The 16,635-nt window shown below is 74.3% G+C and carries 15 protein-coding genes; 7 read left to right on the top strand and 8 right to left on the bottom strand.

Annotated features, from left to right (window positions below; translation table 11 throughout):
- Positions 1–6 precede the first annotated feature (6 nt).
- Positions 7–2,577 (top strand): FtsX-like permease family protein, encoded by a 2,571-nt coding sequence (locus ACIQIB_RS00150; protein ID WP_363613149.1) that lies wholly within the window; start codon positions 7–9, stop codon positions 2,575–2,577.
- A gap of 184 nt (positions 2,578–2,761) precedes the next feature.
- Here ACIQIB_RS00150 and ACIQIB_RS00145 read toward each other — a convergent pair whose 3' ends face one another.
- Entirely contained in the window at positions 2,762–4,270 is a 1,509-nt protein-coding gene (locus tag ACIQIB_RS00145; RefSeq protein ID WP_363613147.1) for an LCP family protein, read from the bottom strand.
- A gap of 164 nt (positions 4,271–4,434) precedes the next feature.
- On the opposite strand from ACIQIB_RS00145, the gene ACIQIB_RS00140 reads away from it, so the two are divergent.
- Together ACIQIB_RS00140 and ACIQIB_RS00135 are read left to right on the top strand one after the other, a co-directional pair.
- Positions 4,435–5,475 (top strand): glycosyltransferase family 2 protein, encoded by a 1,041-nt coding sequence (locus tag ACIQIB_RS00140; RefSeq protein WP_363613145.1) that lies wholly within the window; start codon positions 4,435–4,437, stop codon positions 5,473–5,475.
- Between the two features lie 85 nt (positions 5,476–5,560).
- Positions 5,561–6,226 (top strand): N-acetyltransferase, encoded by a 666-nt coding sequence (locus tag ACIQIB_RS00135; protein ID WP_400756049.1) that lies wholly within the window; start codon positions 5,561–5,563, stop codon positions 6,224–6,226.
- Here the strand turns inward: ACIQIB_RS00135 and ACIQIB_RS00130 are convergent.
- The 3 genes from ACIQIB_RS00130 to ACIQIB_RS00120 all read right to left on the bottom strand — a co-directional run bounded on the left by ACIQIB_RS00130 (position 6,184) and on the right by ACIQIB_RS00120 (position 10,212).
- Complete coding sequence (locus ACIQIB_RS00130; protein ID WP_400756047.1) at positions 6,184–7,836, bottom strand: LCP family protein; 1,653 nt, start codon at positions 7,834–7,836, stop codon at positions 6,184–6,186. The two genes, ACIQIB_RS00135 and ACIQIB_RS00130, sit on opposite strands and share 43 nt — an antisense overlap.
- A 237-nt stretch (positions 7,837–8,073) precedes the next feature.
- A complete protein-coding gene (locus tag ACIQIB_RS00125; protein WP_400756045.1) occupies positions 8,074–9,384 on the bottom strand; it encodes an LCP family protein in 1,311 nt (436 codons plus the stop codon).
- 36 nt (positions 9,385–9,420) lie between these two features.
- On the bottom strand, positions 9,421–10,212 hold the full coding sequence (locus ACIQIB_RS00120) for a TIGR03089 family protein (protein ID WP_363613137.1): 792 nt from the start codon (positions 10,210–10,212) through the stop codon (positions 9,421–9,423).
- 103 nt (positions 10,213–10,315) lie between these two features.
- Here ACIQIB_RS00120 and ACIQIB_RS00115 point away from each other — a divergent pair, with 103 nt between their 5' ends.
- Complete coding sequence (locus tag ACIQIB_RS00115) at positions 10,316–11,572, top strand: peptidoglycan recognition protein (RefSeq protein WP_400756044.1); 1,257 nt, start codon at positions 10,316–10,318, stop codon at positions 11,570–11,572.
- Here ACIQIB_RS00115 and ACIQIB_RS00110 read toward each other — a convergent pair.
- Positions 11,569–12,060, bottom strand: a complete 492-nt coding sequence (locus ACIQIB_RS00110; RefSeq protein ID WP_400756042.1) for an SgcJ/EcaC family oxidoreductase — start codon at positions 12,058–12,060, stop codon at positions 11,569–11,571. The genes ACIQIB_RS00115 and ACIQIB_RS00110 overlap by 4 nt on opposite strands.
- Positions 12,061–12,066: 6 nt before the next feature.
- On the opposite strand from ACIQIB_RS00110, the gene ACIQIB_RS00105 reads away from it, so the two are divergent.
- Genes ACIQIB_RS00105 through ACIQIB_RS00095 form a run of 3 tightly spaced genes read left to right on the top strand, consistent with a single transcriptional unit; the run spans position 12,067 to position 13,615 of the window.
- The gene (locus ACIQIB_RS00105; RefSeq protein ID WP_400756041.1) at positions 12,067–13,032 is read left to right on the top strand and encodes a DNA-3-methyladenine glycosylase family protein; all 966 of its coding nucleotides are present in this window, start codon (positions 12,067–12,069) and stop codon (positions 13,030–13,032) included.
- A gap of 44 nt (positions 13,033–13,076) precedes the next feature.
- A complete protein-coding gene (locus ACIQIB_RS00100; protein ID WP_400756039.1) occupies positions 13,077–13,349 on the top strand; it encodes a type II toxin-antitoxin system Phd/YefM family antitoxin in 273 nt (90 codons plus the stop codon).
- Entirely contained in the window at positions 13,346–13,615 is a 270-nt protein-coding gene (locus ACIQIB_RS00095; protein WP_363613127.1) for a type II toxin-antitoxin system RelE/ParE family toxin, read from the top strand. Before ACIQIB_RS00100 ends, ACIQIB_RS00095 begins: the two co-directional genes overlap by 4 nt.
- Positions 13,616–13,618: 3 nt before the next feature.
- Here ACIQIB_RS00095 and ACIQIB_RS00090 read toward each other — a convergent pair whose 3' ends face one another.
- The 3 genes from ACIQIB_RS00090 to ACIQIB_RS00080 form a co-directional block, all read right to left on the bottom strand.
- A complete protein-coding gene (locus ACIQIB_RS00090) occupies positions 13,619–14,911 on the bottom strand; it encodes a coenzyme F420-0:L-glutamate ligase (protein WP_400653294.1) in 1,293 nt (430 codons plus the stop codon).
- Positions 14,908–15,867, bottom strand: a complete 960-nt coding sequence (cofD, locus tag ACIQIB_RS00085; RefSeq protein ID WP_363613123.1) for a 2-phospho-L-lactate transferase — start codon at positions 15,865–15,867, stop codon at positions 14,908–14,910. The genes ACIQIB_RS00090 and cofD overlap by 4 nt, the downstream gene beginning before the upstream one ends.
- A gap of 66 nt (positions 15,868–15,933) precedes the next feature.
- Complete coding sequence (locus ACIQIB_RS00080; protein ID WP_363613121.1) at positions 15,934–16,584, bottom strand: cysteine dioxygenase family protein; 651 nt, start codon at positions 16,582–16,584, stop codon at positions 15,934–15,936.
- Between the last annotated feature and the right edge of the window lie 51 nt (positions 16,585–16,635).

Raw genomic sequence — 16,635 nt, 5'->3', positions numbered from 1 at the left:
GGAACCATGCTGCTCAAGACCTCACTGAGAAGCTTCTTCGCCCACAAGGGGCGGATGGCACTCTCCCTGATCGCGGTCGTCCTGTCGGTCGCGTTCGTCTCCGGGACCCTGGTGTTCTCCAACACCGCCACCGGCACGTTCGACCGGCTCTTCGCCTCGACCGCCTCCGACATATCCGTCCAGCCCGCCAAGACCGGCCTCGACGGCGAGGAGGACGACGACGCGCGCGGCAGGACCGCCACCCTGCCGGTGGACGTCGTCCAGAAGGTGGCCGCCACCACCGGCGTGAAGCAGGCCATCGGCCAGATCATGATCGCCAACGCCACCCTGGTCAACCCGGTCACCAACAAGGCCGTCGGCCCGACCAGCGGTGCGCCGACCCTGACCGGCAGCTGGACGGACACCCCGCGCAGCTCGGTGGAGGTCACCAGCGGCCATGCGCCGCAGGGCCCCGACCAGATCGTGCTGGACGCCGACACGGCCAAGAAGGCCGGGCTCGGCCTCGGCGGCAGGCTCCGCGTCATCACCGTCGAGGGCAAGCACGACTTCTCCATCGTCGGCATCGTCTCCTTCAAGACCACCAACCCGGGCGCGGCGCTGGCCTTCCTGGACACCGCCACCGCGCAGCAGGTCCTGCTCGGCACCACCGCGTACACCTCCGTCGAGGTCTTCGGCGACGGCAGCCGCAGCAACGACCAGCTCAAGGCCGACGCGGCCGGCACGACGGGCGGCGGCTACCAGATCAAGACGGCGGCGGAGCAGAAGGAGGAGAACAACAAGAGCATCGGCTCCTTCCTCGGCTTCATGAAGAACGCGATGCTCGGCTTCGCGGTCGTCTCGGCGCTGGTCGGCGGCTTCCTGATCGTCAACACCTTCTCCATGCTGGTCGCCCAGCGCACCCGGGAGATCGGGCTGCTGCGCGCCGTCGGCGGCAGCCGCAAGCAGGTGAACCGCTCGGTGCTGGTGGAGGCGCTGATCCTCGGCGTGCTCGGCTCCACCATCGGCATCGGCGCGGGGCTCGGCCTCGCCGTCGGCCTGATGCAGCTGATGAAGGCCGTCGGCATGAACCTCAACACCGACGACCTGCAGATCGGGCCGGACGCGGTGGTGTACGGCTACCTGCTGGGCGTCGGGGTCACCCTGGTGGCGGCGTGGTTCCCGGCCCGCCGGGCCAGCAGGATCGCACCGATCGCCGCCCTGCGCGACCACGGCACCCCGGCCGAGGGCCGGTCCAACACCGTCCGCACGGTGATCGGCCTCGTCCTGACGGCGGGCGGCGGCGGACTGCTGGTGCTCGCCGCCAAGGCCGACAAGGCGGCCACCGGCGGGGCGTACCTGGGCCTGGGCGTCCTGCTCACCCTGCTCGGCTTCGTCGTCCTCGGCCCGCTGCTGGCCACCGCCGTGATCCGGGTGCTCGGCGCGCTGCTGCCCGCCCTGTTCGGCCCGTCCGGCAAGCTCGCCCAGCGCAACGCGATGCGCAACCCGCGGCGTACCGGTGCCACCGCCGGCGCGCTCATGATCGGGCTGGCGCTGGTGATCGGCGCCTCGGTGTTCACCTCCTCGATGGTCAAGTCCTCCACCGAGCAGATCGACAAGTCGGTCGGCGCGGACTACATCATCTCGGGCGGCCGGACCGGCCTCAGCGCCGAGATGGTCACCGCCGCGCGGAACACCCCCGGCCTGGACCACGTCACCGAGCAGAAGAACATGCCGGCGAAGCTCACCACGCCGGACGGCAACACGACGAAGTCCTTCCTCGCCGCGGTGTCGGAGCGCTTCACCGACGACTTCCGGCTCCCGGTCACGTCCGGTACGGCCGCCTCGGTCCAGCAGGGCTCGCTGGCGGTCGGCGAGGAGTACGCCAAGGAGCGCAACCTCAAGGTCGGCGACACCATCAAGGTCGAGTACGCCAAGGGCCACGTCCAGTCGCTGCCGGTCGGGGTCGTGCTGGCCAAGGGCTCGCTCTTCGACGGCGCCGTCTTCGTGGCCATCGACACCGTCGCCAAGGCCGTCCCGGCGGCCGAGCTGCCGCTCGACAGTTCGGTCTACGGCACGGCCGCCGCCGGAGCGGACATCACCAGGACGCTCGCCGCGCTGGAGGACTCCCTCAAGGAGTACCCGCAGCTCGGCATCAAGGACCAGGCCGGCTACAAGGACCTCGTGCAGGGCCAGGTCAACACCCTGCTCTACATGGTCTACGGCCTGCTCGGCCTGGCGATCGTGGTCGCGGTGCTCGGCGTGGTCAACACCCTGGCGCTGTCGGTGGTCGAGCGGACCAGGGAGATCGGCCTGCTGCGGGCGATCGGCCTCTCGCGCCGCCAGCTGCGCCGGATGATCCGGCTGGAGTCCGTGGTCATCGCCCTGTTCGGGGCCGTCCTCGGCACCGGCCTTGGCCTGGCCTGGGGCATCACCGGGCAGCAGGTGCTGAAGGACCAGGGGCTGGCGACGCTGGCCGTGCCGGTCGGCACGATCGTCGCGACGCTGGCCGCCTCGGTGGTCATCGGTCTGCTGGCCGCTCTCGTCCCGGCCTTCCGGGCCGGGCGGATGAACGTCCTCGCGGCGATCGCGACGGACTGACCCCGCCACGGGGGGCCTTCCCGGCCGGGGGACAGCGCCGGGGAGGGCATGGGCGGGGCAGGGGGAACGGGGGGAACCGGGGGGACGGGGGACCGTGGGGGCCGGGTGCGACACCGCATCCGGCCCCCGCGGCGTGTCCGGCCCGGGCCGGGACGGTCGGGGAGGTCGGGGCGATCCGGGGCGGTCAGGGACAGAGGATGTCCGCCGCCTTGTCGGCGGTCACGGTCGTGGCGGCGGAGGGCACCGGGGGAGCGGGGGGAACCGACGGTGCGCCGGCGGCCGGGCCGGTGGTGGGGCTCGGGGGCGTCTGGTAGGCGGTGCCCGCGTACACCTGGAGGGTGGGCCCGAGCCCCGCGACGGCCGTCAGCTCGGCGCCCGGCAGGGCGGCGGCCAGCGTCCGGGCCGACTCGTCCCAGCGCGGGTCGTACCGGATCGCCGTCCGCGCGGCCGGCCCGCCCGCCGGGGCGTTGGACGGCGCGCCGGTGGTCGCGAAGCCCGCCCGTCGCAGGTCGCCGTCGACCCGGGAGCCGAGCCCGGCGGTCCCGGCCGCGTTGAACACCTGGACGTGCACCTGCTCGGGCGTCACGGCGGGCTTGGCGGCCGGCGCGGTGGCGGGGGCCGTCGGGGGAACCGCTGTGGGGGCGGCGGTGGGCGCCGCCGTGGGAACCGCCTCGTCCAGCGGCCGCCCGTCCCGGACGGCGTCGAACAGGGCCTTGGCCCCCGCCTGGTCCCAGAGCACCGTCGAGCCCCAGCCGTTCACCTGGTGGTCCAGCTGCGCCAGCGGCACCGTGGCGAAGTCCGCCTTGCCCGCCGAGAGGTCCTTCATCCTGGTCGCCAGGGTGATCAGTTCGTCCGCCGTGAGGTCCTTGTCGGCCTTGACCGAGCCCAGCAGGCTGTCCGTGACCCGCGCCAGCCGGACCGGGTTGAGCAGGGTGCCGCCGCTGGTCACCTGGTGCATCAGCTGGGCGACGAGCCGCTGCTGCCGGTGCATCCGCCCGAGGTCGGAGCTGCCGTCGACGTGCCGGGCGCGGACGTACTTGAGCGCCCCGGCGCCGTCCAGGGTGCTGGTGCCGGCCGGCAGGTCGAGCCCGGAGTACTCGTCCTTCAGCGGCTTGGCGGTGCAGACCCGCACCCCGCCGACGGCGTCCACGGCGGAGACGAACCCGGCGAAGTCCACCTGGAGGTAGTGGTCGATCCGCAGCCCGGTGTTCTGCTCGACGGTGGCGACGGTGAGCTGCGGCCCGCCCATCCCGTACGCGGCGTTGATCTTGCCCTTGCCGGCCGGCACCTCCTTGCGGGTGGCCGGGTCGCGGTGCGCGGGGATGTCCACGTAGGAGTCGCGCGGGATGCTGACCACGCTGGCCCGGGCGCCGTCCCTGGCGAGCTGGACGATCATCATGGTGTCGGTGCAGCGGCAGGACTCGCCCCCGGCGTGCAGCACCTCCTTGAGGGTCTTCTCCGGGATGCCCGAGCGGTCGTCGGTGCCGACCACCAGGAAGGTGGTGGCCCCGTCGTCGGCCGGTCTGGCCTGGTCGCCGCCGAAGGCGTCGACCCGGTCGATCGAGCCGAGGCCGTGCAGCACCGCCCAGCCGCCGCAGGAGGTGGTGAGGACGGCGAAGGCGATGCCTGCGGCCAGCCGGCGGGGCCAGGAGCGGCGCCGCCGGGGACGGGCGGAGAGGGGGGAGACGGGCATCTCTCGGATGGTAGGGGTGGCTCGCACTAGGCCGGGTGAGGGCGCGCCGGGGGTGGGTAGTACGGTGGGCCTGATTGGCGAAACGTTCCTTCAGCGAGGGGTACGAGGAGCCGCCCAGACCGGGACAAGACGGCGACCCGCCCGCACCGGTACGGTTGGCCCCGATGAACACCAAGGCTGCTGAGGAGCTGCCGGCGGTCTCCGTGATCATGCCGGTGCTCAACGAGGAACGACACCTGCGCACGGCCGTCCGGCACATCCTGGAACAGGACTACGCCGGGCCGATGGAGGTGGTGATCGCCCTCGGTCCGTCCTCCGACCGCACCGCGCAGATCGCCGCCGAGCTGACCGCCGAGGACCCGAGGGTCAGGACGGTGGAGAACCCCACCGGCCGCACCCCCGCCGGGCTGAACGCCGCGATCCGCGGCTCCAGCCATCCGATCGTGGTCCGCGTCGACGGGCACGGCCTGCTCACCCCGGGGTACATCACCACCGCGGTCCGGCTGCTCGGCGAGATGGAGGCCGCCAACGTCGGCGGCATCATGCACGCCGAGGGCGAGACCGAGTGGGAGAACGCGGTCGCCGCCGCGATGACCTCGAAGATAGGCGTCGGCAACGCCGCCTTCCACACCGGAGGCCTGGCCGGCCCGGCGGACACCGTCTACCTCGGGGTGTTCCGGCGCGAGGTGCTGGAGAAGCTGGGCGGCTACAACGAGGAGTTCGTCCGCGCCCAGGACTGGGAGCTCAACTACCGCATCCGCCAGGACGGCGGGCTGGTCTGGTTCACCCCGCAGCTGCGGGTCACCTACCGGCCCCGGCCGAGCGTGCGGGCGCTGGCGAAGCAGTACAAGGACTACGGCCGCTGGCGCCGGGTGGTCACCCGCTACCACAAGGGCTCGGTCAACCTCCGCTACCTCGCCCCGCCGGCCGCCTTCGTCGGCGTGACGCTCGGGCTGGTGCTCGGTGCCGCCGTCCACCCGGTCTTCCTCGCGGTGCCCGGCGCCTACCTGCTCGGCATCGTCGGCGGCGCGCTGGTCGAGGGCCGCGGGCTGGCGCCGAAGGCGAAGGCGATGCTGCCGGTGGCCTTCGCGACCATGCACCTCAGCTGGGGCTTCGGCTTCCTCACCTCGCCGAGCTCGCTGGCCCGCCGGGTGATCGGCAGCCGCGCCCCGTCCGCCACGGACGTGGTGACCGAGGGCCGCTGACCCGGCGCAGCCCGGCCGGCCGCAGTCCGGCCGACCCCACCGACCCGCCCTCCTGACCCGCCGCCCGGCGCTACCGTCGGTCGCCATGGGGACAGTTGAGGGCGGGTCCGTCGTCGGTGCCCGTGTCGAGCCGAGCGCGGACGTGGACGGACGGGCGGTGCTCGGCGCCGGGACGACGGTCTGGCACCTCGCCCAGGTGCGCGAGGACGCGGTGATCGGCGCCGACCGCGTCATCGGACGCGGCGCCCACGTCGGCCCCGGCGTGCGGATCGGGGACCGGGTCGAACTCCAGAACCACGCGCTGGTCCACGAACCCGCGATGGCCGAGGACGGGGTGTTCATCGGCCCGGCGGCCGTGCTCACCAACGACCTCCACCCCCGGTCGGTGGTCGAGGACGGCCGGCTGAAGCGCGGGGACGACTGGCACGCCCAGGGTGTGACGCTCCGCGAGGGCTGCTCGGCCGGCGGCCGCGCCGTCCTGGTCACCGGGGTGACGGCCGGCCGCCGGGCGCTGGTGGCGGCGGGCGGCGTGGTCCACCGGGACGTCCCGGACTTCGCCCTGGTCGCCGGTGTACCGGCCCGCCGGATCAAGTGGGTCGGCCGGGCCGGCGAGCCGCTGGAGCCCGACGGCCCCGGCCGCTGGCGCTGCCCGCGCACCGGCGAGGAGTGCCGGGAGACGGGCGGCCTCCTCGCCGAGGCCCGAGCGGCCTACTTGGCGCAGGCGTCGGTGTCGTCGGCCTGGACGCGCTGAAGGTCCTTGGGTGCCTCGGTCGGCACGGCGGCCGGGTTCGCGGGAGCCGCCAGCACGTCCTTGCCGAGGGCCAGCACCAGAGCGTCCCTGGTGCCGGCCTTCGGGTCCTCCCTGACCGCGTCGGCGGGCAGGCCGAGGGCGGCGGCCAGCGCGGCCGCCTCGGTCGACCGGCCGGCCGGGTAGGACACCGAACTGGCCGGTGTGGCAGGCATGTTGGCGCCGGTGGCGGCCCTGGTGAAGCCCTTCGCCTGGAGCTTGTCGACGGCCTGCTGGGCCTGCCCGGGCGTCCCGCTGCCGTTGCGCACCGTCACCCGGAGGCCCTTGGTGTCCACGGCCGGGGTGGTGGCCGTCGGCCCGGGGGCGGGGGCGGTCGGGGCGCCGGCCCCGGGCGTGGCGGGGGCGGCCGGGGTGGCCGTCTCGGTCAGCGAGCGGTCGTTCGCGATCATCGAGAACAGCTGCCCGGCGTCCGGCTGCTTGAGCACCAGCCGGTCCTTGTCCTTGGGGTCGTCCAGCACCGGCACGGTGGCGAAGGTGATGTTCTTGGTGTCCACCTTGCTGACGTCCAGCGCCAGGTCCTTCAGCTTGTCGACGCTGCCGATCCCGGAGTCCACGGTGAGCGCCTTGGTGGCGGCGTCGGCGAGCTTCCACAGCTTGGCCGGGTTGGTCAGGGTGTCGCCGCTCTTGATGGCGCGGATCATCGAGCTGATGAACTGCTGCTGGAGCGGGATCCGGGTGAGGTCCCCGCCCAGGCCGACGGCGTGCCGGGTGCGGACGAAGGCCAGCGCCTCGTCGCCCTGCACCACGTGCCGGCCCTTGCTCATCTTCAGGTGCGAGTCGGGGTCGTTGATGTCCTTGGCCGCGCACACCTCGACCCCGCCGACGGCGGTGGAGAGCGTCTTCACGGCTTCGAAGTTGACCATCACGAAGTGGTCGACCCGAATGCCCGTCACCTTCTCGACGGTCTTCCAGCTGCACCCCGGGTCACGGCCGTCCTGACCGAGACTGGTGTTGAACATCGCGCGCGTCGAGCCCGGGATTTTCTTGCCGTCACCGCTCTGGCATTCCGGGATCGGCACCATCAGATCGCGCGGAATGCTGATCACGGTCGCATTGCTGCGGTCCTTGGCGACATGGAACAGCAGGGTGGTGTCGGCGTGTCCGGCGCTGCCCTCGTCGCCGTACTCGCGGCCGAGGCCCTCCCGGCTGTCGGTGCCGAGCACCAGGATGTTCAGCGCGTCGCCGGCCGCCTTGGGCCGCTCCTCCTCGCTGCCCAGCTGCACCTTGACGGCGGTGATGTTGCTGTTGAGGTGCTGGTACACGTAGTACGCGCCGCCGCAGCCGGCCGCCAGGACCATCGCGCCGATCCCGGCCGTCCACTTCAGCACCCGCCGCCGACGGCTCCGTTTGGCGGCGCCGGCCCTGCGGTGGGCGGCCCGGCCGCCGCCGTCGCGACGGCCCGGCGGGGGTGCGGCGGCCGCCGACGGCTCCGGGGCGGGCTTCCGGCGGCGCTGCGGCGGGATGGCGGCGGCGGGGTCGAGCCGGTACTGCCCGGTCTCCGGATCGAGCACCCACTGGTCGGCGGGGTCGACCTCCTGTTGGTCCTGCTGCACGGGGCTTCCCTCCCTCCGACCGGTCCACGGGCCGGTGCGCGGATGCCGCGCGCCGACCCGGACACACTAGACGAGTCGCGTGGGGGAATTGTTCCTGATGTGATCTCCGCCATGTTCCCGGGCGTCAATTCACCAGGTAAATCAGGGTCCGGGAATTTCCCTCGAAAGCCTTCGAAGGAATGATCCGCACACAAAAGAGTGACCCTGACCTGCGATCAGTGCCCGGTGCCGGGCGGGTCAGTGCGCCGCGCAGGCGTCCACATCGGCGGTGCGTCCCTCGAACGTGGGCGAGGCGGACGGGTCGGCTGACGCCTCGGCAGTCTGGGCGGTCCCGTCCGAGCCGGCTGCGGCGGACGCGGTCGCCCCGGCGCCCGGTCCGGTGGCGGGTCCGGTGCCCCGGGCGGTGACGGAGCCCGGCGGGCGGACGACGACCGGACGGTCGTCGCGCAGCGTGGTGAACAGCTGGGTGGTCTGCGGCTGCACGAACTCGTCCCGGTCCGAGTCGAAGCGGTACGGGCGGCGCGGCGCGGTCAGGAACACCACGTTCGCCGAGGGGATGTCGCGCAGGTCCTGGGTGAGGTCGTAGAGCGCGCCCAGCGAGGAGAGGCCCCCGTCGGCCTTCACCGAGGAGGTCGCGGCGTCCAGCACCGGCCAGAGCCTGGCCGGGTTCAGCAGCACGCCCTGCGACTGCGCCTTGCGGATCAGCGACGCCAGGAACTGCTGCTGACGCCCCATTCGCTGGGTGTCGCTGCCGTCGCCGAGGGTCTCCCGGGCCCGGACGTAGCCGAGCGCCTGCTCGCCGTTCAGGGTCAGCCGCCCGGCCGGCAGGTCCAGCCTGGCGTCCTTGTCGTGGATCGGCTGGGGGACGCACACCTCGACCCCGCCCACGGCGTTCACCATCGACTTGAAGCCGGTGAAGTCGAGGATCACATGGTGGTCGATCCGGATGCCGCTCAGCTGCTCGACGGTGCGGATCGAGCAGGCCGCGCCGCCGATCTCGAACGCCCAGTTGAACTGCATCAGCCCGGGTTTGTTCCGGGTGCCGTCCGGCTTCTCGCAGGCCGGGACGGTGACCATGACGTCGCGCGGGATGGAGACCGCCGTCGCGTGCTTCCGGTCCGCCGCCAGGTGCAGCAGGATCGTGGTGTCCGAGCGCCGGCCGCCGGCCTCGCCGTACGAGGCGTTCGCGCCCGTCCGGTCGTCGCTGCCGATCAGCAGGATGTTCTCGGCACCCCTGGCCCCGGCGGTCCGGCTGGGCCGCTCGGCCTCCAGCTGGGCCAGCAGCCGGTCGGTGGCGGTGTCGGTGCCGATGTTGCCGTCGAGCTTGCGGTAGGCGATCCAGAGCAGCGCGCCGGAGGCGACCAGCAGGAAGGCGAAGGCGCCGGCGGTGATCATCAGCCACCGCCGGCGCCCTCGTCCGGGTGCGGTCGGGGAGCCCGGCCGGGGGACGTCCGGCTTCGGGGCGTCCGGGTCGGGGAGGCCCGGGGTCGGGGAGGCCCCGGGCGGGGGGCGCTCGGTCGGGGGGTGCTCGGTGTCGTCCTCGGCCATGGCAGGGATCCCTACCCGCCGGGCCGGACCCGGGGGTTACCCGAGGCGCAGTGTCACCCGTTCGGACTCCGCCCGCTTCTCCCACTGCTCGGCGGTCAGGTCCTGCGAGTTGCGGCAGAGCACCACCGAGGCGCCGGCCGCCAGCGGCGCGAGCAGCCCGGCCTCCAGGCCCGTCCAGTCGTCGTACGAGAGCGTGGACAGCACCCGGTCGCCGGGCCCCAGGTCGAGCCGGACGGCGCCCTCGCGGGCCAGCGCGACGGTCTGCTCGCCGGTCAGCTTCAGCGGCAGCCCGTCGACCTCGGTCTCCAGCGCGGGCGCGTCCGGGGTGACGGGGGAGTACGGCGCGAAGCGGTCACCCTGGCCGGGCACCTCGGCGGCGTAGTCGAGGAAGCCGTCCGGGCGCTGGGGGAAGCGTCCGCCGAGCGGGCGCAGGGCGAGGGCCACCCGCTCCCCCTCGCAGGCGTGGGCGGCGGCCAGGCCGTCCGGGCCGCTGACCACCAGGTCGGCGGTGCCGGGCTCGCCGCCCGGGACGGCCGCCACCCCCACCGACCAGCAGGCCAGCAGCCAGACGGCGCTCTGCCAGTGGGCGGGCAGGAGGAGGGCGGCGCGGTCGCCCGGGCCGGCGTTCAGCTCGTCCTGGAGCAGGTTGGCCGTCTTGGCCACCCAGTTGTCGAAGGTCCGGGCGGAGAGCTCGACCCGTTCGCCGGTCGCGTCGTCGTAGAAGGTGACCAGCGGGGCGGCGGGGTCGACTGAGGGAGTGCCACCTCGCAGGTATGCGTGCAGCAGCTCGACGGGGGTTCGGGCATCGGCAGCGAAATGCGCAGTCATGGTGCGCCCCAGCCTACGGCCTTCGGGTGGGCCACCGGGAGGGGAGGCGGGCCGGGTGGGAGTGACGTGGCGACACTGTCTGTTTGCGGTGAACATCCCTTCTATGACCCTTCATCTTCCGGCCGCCGCTCTCGCCGGCTGCACCGCCGTCCTGCTCCTCCAGCCCGTCACCGCCGCCGCCGAACCGGCCCCGCGGCCACGGACCCCGGCCGGCGGCGGCTCGGTCACCTCGCTCCCGCTGACCGCGATATCCACCGGGGCCACCGGGCGTGCCGGGCCCGCCGGACGCGGCCTCGCGGCGCGCGCCACCCGGCCGTTCGAGCTGCTCGGGGTCGGCTGGGACGGCCCCGCGGCGGCGCTCGCGGACGGCTCGGTCCGGGTGCGCGTCCGGTCCGCCGCCACCGGCGCCTGGAGCGGCTGGCACGACCTGGACACGGACGGCGCCGACGGCCCCGACGGGCCGCCGCACGGTGCGACGGCGCCGCTCTGGACCGGGCCGAGCGACGGTGTCGCGGTCGAGGTCGTCCCGGGCCCCGCCGGGCCGCCGCCCGGACTGCGGGTCGAACTGGTCGACCCCGGGCAGGGCGCGGACGCGGCCACCGCCCAGGTGCTGCCCGGGAGCCCGGCGGACGGGCACCAGGCCCCCCGCCCCACCGTCGTCACCCGGGCCGGCTGGGGCGCCGACGAGTCGCTGCGGGAAGAGGGCTTCGTCTACACCGGCCCGGTCCGGGCGGTCTTCGTCCACCACACCGCCACCGCCACCGAGTACGACTGCGCCGACGCGCCCCGGGTGATCAGGGCGCTGTACCAGTACCACGTACAGAGCAACGGCTGGCGGGACATCGGCTACAACTTCCTGGTGGACCGCTGCGGCACCGTCTACGAGGGCCGGGCGGGCGGCGTCGGCCTGCCCGTGCGGGGCGCGCACACCCTCGGCTTCAACACCGACTCGGCGGGCGTCGCGGCGATCGGCACGTTCACCACCGACGTCCCGCCGGAACCCCTGCTGGACGGGATCGCCCGGACGGCCGCCTGGAAGCTCGGCCTCACCGGCCAGGACGCGGCCGGCCGCGTCCAGCTGGTCTCCGCGTCCTCCGCCAGCCGCTACCCCAAGGGCAGCAAGGCCGACTTCGACGCCGTCTCCGGCCACCGGGACGGCTTCAACACCGAGTGCCCCGGTTCGGTCCTCTACGAGCGCCTCCCCGGTATCCGTGCCGCGGCCGCCCGTCTCCAGCACACCGACGGCGCCCCGGACCCAGTCCCGGCTCCGGATTCGGGCCCGGCTCCTGCTCCGGACTCGGCCCCGGTTCCTGCTCCAGCTCCGGACGCAGCTCCTGTTCCTGCTCCGGCTGCGGGCTAACCCGGCCCCGGGCCGCGCCCGACCAGGGTGCGCAGCTCGGCGGTCAGCTCCCGGGCGAGGTCCGGTCGCAGGTCGTAGCGGGCCGGGGTGTTCTGCAGCAGCGCGATCCGCCAGCCGGCGCCCGCGTTGACCGCGATCACCGTCTGCAGGGCGTTGAGCGCCGGGTCGAGGTCCTCGGCGTCGTCCGGGACCAGGCCCGCGACGGCGTCCAGCTGCGCCACCCCCGGCCCGAGTGCCCGTACCCGGTGCACCCTCGCCACGTACTCGGGGGTGGCGTGGTCGGCGAAGAGCCGGCCCAGCTCGGCGGCGATCACCGACCGTCCGCTGTGCCGGGTGCCGTCGAAGCCGATCACCTCCCCGTCCTCGGCGAACGGTCCGGCGAAGGCCGGGCCGTCGCGCAGGTTCCAGCCCTCCAGCACCCGGTGGTAGAGCGCGCGCACCGCGCTCCGGTCCCCGGGGGACAGTTCGGGCAGCCGCGTATCGTTCATACCCCCATGGTCGGGGAAGGCGGTGGGGCGGGACAGCGGAGGAGGCGTACGGCGGTGACGGGCGAGGCGGTACGGCGCTGGCGGCCGGGCTTCCCGCTGGACGCGGCCCGCACCCTGCTGCCACTGCGGCGCGGCCCCGCCGACCCGGCGTACCGGATCACCGGCGACGGCGCGATCTGGCGGGCCTCCCGCACCCCGGCCGGGGTCGGCACGCTGCGGGTGCTGGCCCGCCCGGCCGACGGCGAGGTGGAGGCGCGGGCCTGGGGGCCGGGCGCCGACTGGCTGCTGGAGCGGCTGCCCGCGCTGCTCGGCGCGGAGGACGAACCGGCGGGCCTGGTGCTGCCGCCCGGCCCGCTGCGGGAGGCCCGGCGGCGGGCGGCCGGGCTCCGGCTCGGGCGCACCGGCCTGGTCCTGGAGTCGCTGGTGCCGGCGATCCTGGAGCAGAAGGTGACCACCGACGAGGCGTACCGCTCCTGGCGCACTCTGCTGCGGGACTTCGGCACCCCGGCGCCCGGCCCCGCCGAGGGCATGCGGGTGGCGCCGTCGGCCCGCGAGTGGGCGCTCGTCCCCAGCTGGGAGTGGCACCGCGCGGGGGTGGACCCGAAGCGCTCCGCCACCGTCCAGCGCGCCGTCCGGCTGGCACCCCGGCTGGAGGAGGCGTCCGCCCTCGGCCACGACGCCGCCTTCGCCCGGCTCACCGCCGTCCCCGGCATCGGCCTCTGGACGGCCGCCGAGACGCTCCAGCGCAGCAACGGCGACCCGGACGCGGTCTCGGTCGGCGACTACCACCTCCCCAACCTGGTCGGCTGGGCCCTGGCCGGCCGCCCCCGCAGCGACGACGCCCAGATGCTCGCCCTGCTGGAGCCCTACCGCCCGCACCGCCACCGGCTCTGCCGCCTCCTCCTCGCCACCGCCTCCCACGCCCCCCGCTACGGCCCCCGCCTGACCCCCAACGACCACCGGGGGCGATAGGCGACGGAACCTCTGGTGTACACCTGCGGGTGTACGCTCGATGCATGGCTGACGCACTGAGCATCCGTGAAGCCCGGGCCCACCTCGCCGAGGTCGTCACCAGGGCCGAGGCCGGCGAGATCACCGTGATCACGCGCAAGGGCGAACGCGTCGGGGCGGTGGTACCCATCGAGATCCTCGACGCCGTAGAGGAGGCCGCGGACGAACTCGCCGCCCGCGAGGCCGAGCAGCACCGGGGCGATCCGACGGTGAGCATGGGCGAGCTGCTGGCGGACCTGTTCGACTCGCCCCCGGGCTCCGCCGGGAGCGCCGTGTGAAGTACGCGTTCCGCTTCACCACGCATGCCCAGCGCCAGTTGCGCACGATCGGCCAGGTCGAGGTGCTGCGGATCCTCACCGCGCTCACCGCGCTGGGAGACGACCCCTGCACCGACGGTCCTGACGTCAAGAAGCTGAGTGGCCACGACGGTCTCTACCGGCTGAGAGCCGGCGACTACCGCGTGATCTACGAGATCGACGGCGAGGTGCTGGTGATTCTCGTCGTGCACGTGGGCAACCGTCGTGATGTGTACCGCCGGCTCTGAGCCCTACCGCACCTCGATGAAGGCGTCGGCGGGCCGGGCGGGGCGGTCGCGCGGGGGTTCGGCGGGGCGGCCGACGGCGATGGCGCCCATCGGGTCCCAGCCGGCCGGGAGGTCCAGGGCGGCGCGGACGGTGTCGCGGCAGAACATCGTGGAGGAGACCCAGGCGGAGCCGTAGCCCTCGCCGGCCAGGGTGACCAGGAGGTTCTGCACGGCGGCGCCGATGGCGACGGTGAACATCTCACGTTCGGCGGTGGCACGGCGCTCGTCGGGGTAGTCGTGGGAGCCGTCCATCACCAGGCAGGGGACCACCAGGTAGGGCGCGTCGCGCAGGACGTCGCCGCGGGCGGTGCGGCGGGCGATCTTCGCGTCGTCCCAGCCGTCGAGCTCGCGCAGGTCCCGCCGCCAGGCGGCGAGCATCGCGTCCAGCAGCCCGGTCCTGGCCACGGCGGACTCCAGCAGGACGAACCGCCAGGGGGTGGTGTGGTGCGGGGCCGGCGCGGTGACGGCGGCGGCGACCGCGCGGCGGACGGCGGCCCCGTCGACCGGCTCGGCGGTGAAGGAGCGGATGGTCCGCCGCAGGGTGACGGCCTGCCGCAGCGCCTCGGAGGTGCCGAGCCGGAACATGTCGTCGGCGGCCGGGCGGACCAGCGGCCGGGTGCCCTCGCCGTCCTCGGCGGTGACCAGCCGGGCCAGGCCCCGGACGACGGCGACCGGGACGCCGGTGGCCTTGCCCTTCACCAGGTCGGCGGCGGCGGCGAGTTCGTCGGCGGTGGCGGTGACGGTCGTGGCCAGTTCGTTGCCGTGGCTGTCGGTCCGGCCCCGGTGGTCCTCCAGGACGGACAGCCCGGCGGCGCCGATGGCGACGTCGGTGAGACCGTCGCGCCAGGGCCGGCCGAAGGTGTCGGTGACGACGACGGCGAGCCTTCGCCCGGTGAGGTGCTGGAGGCGGGCGCGCAGCGCGCGGGCGGAGGCGTCCGGGTCCTCGGGCAGCAGCAGCACGGTGCCGGGGGCGGTGTTGGAGGCGTCCACCCCGGCGGCGGCCATCACCAGGCCGTTGCGGTTCTCGACGATCCGGACCGGGCCGCGCCGGGCGACCACCCGGACGGTCTCGGCGTCGATCGCGGCCTCGCGGTCGGCGGCGTGCAGCAGCCGGCCCTCGGCCTTGCTGACGATCTTCGAGGTGACGAGCAGGATGTCGCCGTCCTCGTAGCTGTCGGCCTTGGCGATCAGCGCGGCGAGGTCGGCGCCGGCCTCGACCTCGGGCAGACCGGTGACGGGCAGGATCCGCAGGCTCACGCGCGGACCTGCTCGGCGAGCGCCAGCGCGGCCCGGGCCATCTCACCGGTGGCCGCGAGGTCGGTCATCAGCAGCGGGACGGCCCGGCAGGCGATGCCGCCGGCCTCGACCGCGGCGACCGAGGCCTCGTCCGCGGTGTCCACCAGCCAGCCGTCCAGGAGCGCGGAGCCGTAGTCGAGCGCCACCGCCTCGGCGGTGGCCTCGACGCCGACGGCGGCCAGCACCTTGTCGGCCATGCCGCGCACCGGCGCACCGCCGATGATCGGGGAGAGCCCGACCACGGGCGCGGCGGCGGCGGCCACGGCGGCCCGGATGCCGGGCACGGCGAGGATGGTGCCGATCGAGACGACCGGGTTGGACGGCGGGAAGAGGATCACGTCGGCGGCGGCGATCGCCTCCAGCACCCCGGGCGCGGGCTTGGCGGTGTCCGCGCCGACCGGGATGATCGCCTCGGCGGCCACCGCGGCGTGCAGCCGGACCCAGTACTCCTGGAAGTGGATCGCCCGGGTGCCGTCCTGGTCGGTGATCCGCACATGCGTCTCGACCCGGTCGTCGCTCATCGGGAGCAGCCGCACGCCCGGCTTCCAGCGCACGCAGAGCGCCTCGGTGACCTGGCTCAGGGTGTACCCGGCGGTGAGCATCTGGCTGCGGACGAGGTGGGTGGCGAAGTCGCGGTCGCCGAGCCCGAACCACTCGGGGCCGACGCCGTACTCCTTCATCTCGGCCTTGATCGACCAGGTCTCGTCGGCCCGGCCCCAGCCCTGTTCCTCGTGGATGCCGCCACCGAGGGTGTACATCACGGTGTCGAGGTCGGGGCAGACCTTGAGGCCGAAGAGGTGGATGTCGTCGCCCGTGTTGCCGATGACGGTGATCTCGTCCTGCGGGCCGACGACCTCCCGGAGTCCGCGCAGGAAGCGCGCTCCGCCGATTCCGCCTGCCAGTGCCACGATGCGCATGCGCCCATCCTGCCACGGTCCGACTGCCCGTCAGCCCGGTCCGTCGGCCGGGTCGACGGCGTGGCGTCAGTGGGCGTCGGCGCCCGCCTGGGTGCGCGGCTCGGCCTGCTGCTCGGGGACGGCGGTGGCCGCGTACTGGTTCATCGCGGTGAGGCCCGGCGTGTAGACGTGGATGGAGACCGCGGGCTCCAGCGAGCCGTTGACCACCTCGTGCAGGTAGCCGGAGGAGAACACCCGCTGCCCGCCGGGGCGCAGGGTCCGCGCGCCCTCGCCGGCGTGCGTCAGCGAGCGCTCGACCAGCTCGCCCTGGACGACGGTCATCACGCCGGAGGACTCGCCGTGGTCGTGGAAGCCGCTGCTCTGGCCGGGCAGCCAGCTGAGCAGCCAGACCTCGTAGCCGGGGCCGGTCTCCAGCCGGGCGTACCAGCGGGTGAGCGCGTCGTAGCGGACCAGCGGCTCCCAGCGGGCGCGGTCGGCGGCGATCTCGCGGGCCAGCTGGGCGTAGCCGGCGACGGTGGTGGGGTGGCCGGGCAGATCGGTGCGGGCCAGGTGCGGGAAGGCGAGCGGGTCGCCGGCGATGGAGACGTCGCTGAGGCCGTCGGCCCAGCGGCGGGCGGGGCGGGCGCCGGGCGCGGGGGCCGGGGTGGTCGGCGCGAGGCCTCGGCGGGCGAGCTTGTTGCGGTCGCGGTTCCGCTTGCGGATGCGGGTCATACGCACGGGAGTCGTCCTCGTATACGGCTGGTTCGTCAGGGGATCAGCCGGATCCGG

This window comes from Kitasatospora sp. NPDC092286 (genome assembly GCF_044755565.1).
GTDB lineage: Bacteria > Actinomycetota > Actinomycetes > Streptomycetales > Streptomycetaceae > Kitasatospora.
This window is presented reverse-complemented; position numbering and strand designations above follow the sequence as displayed.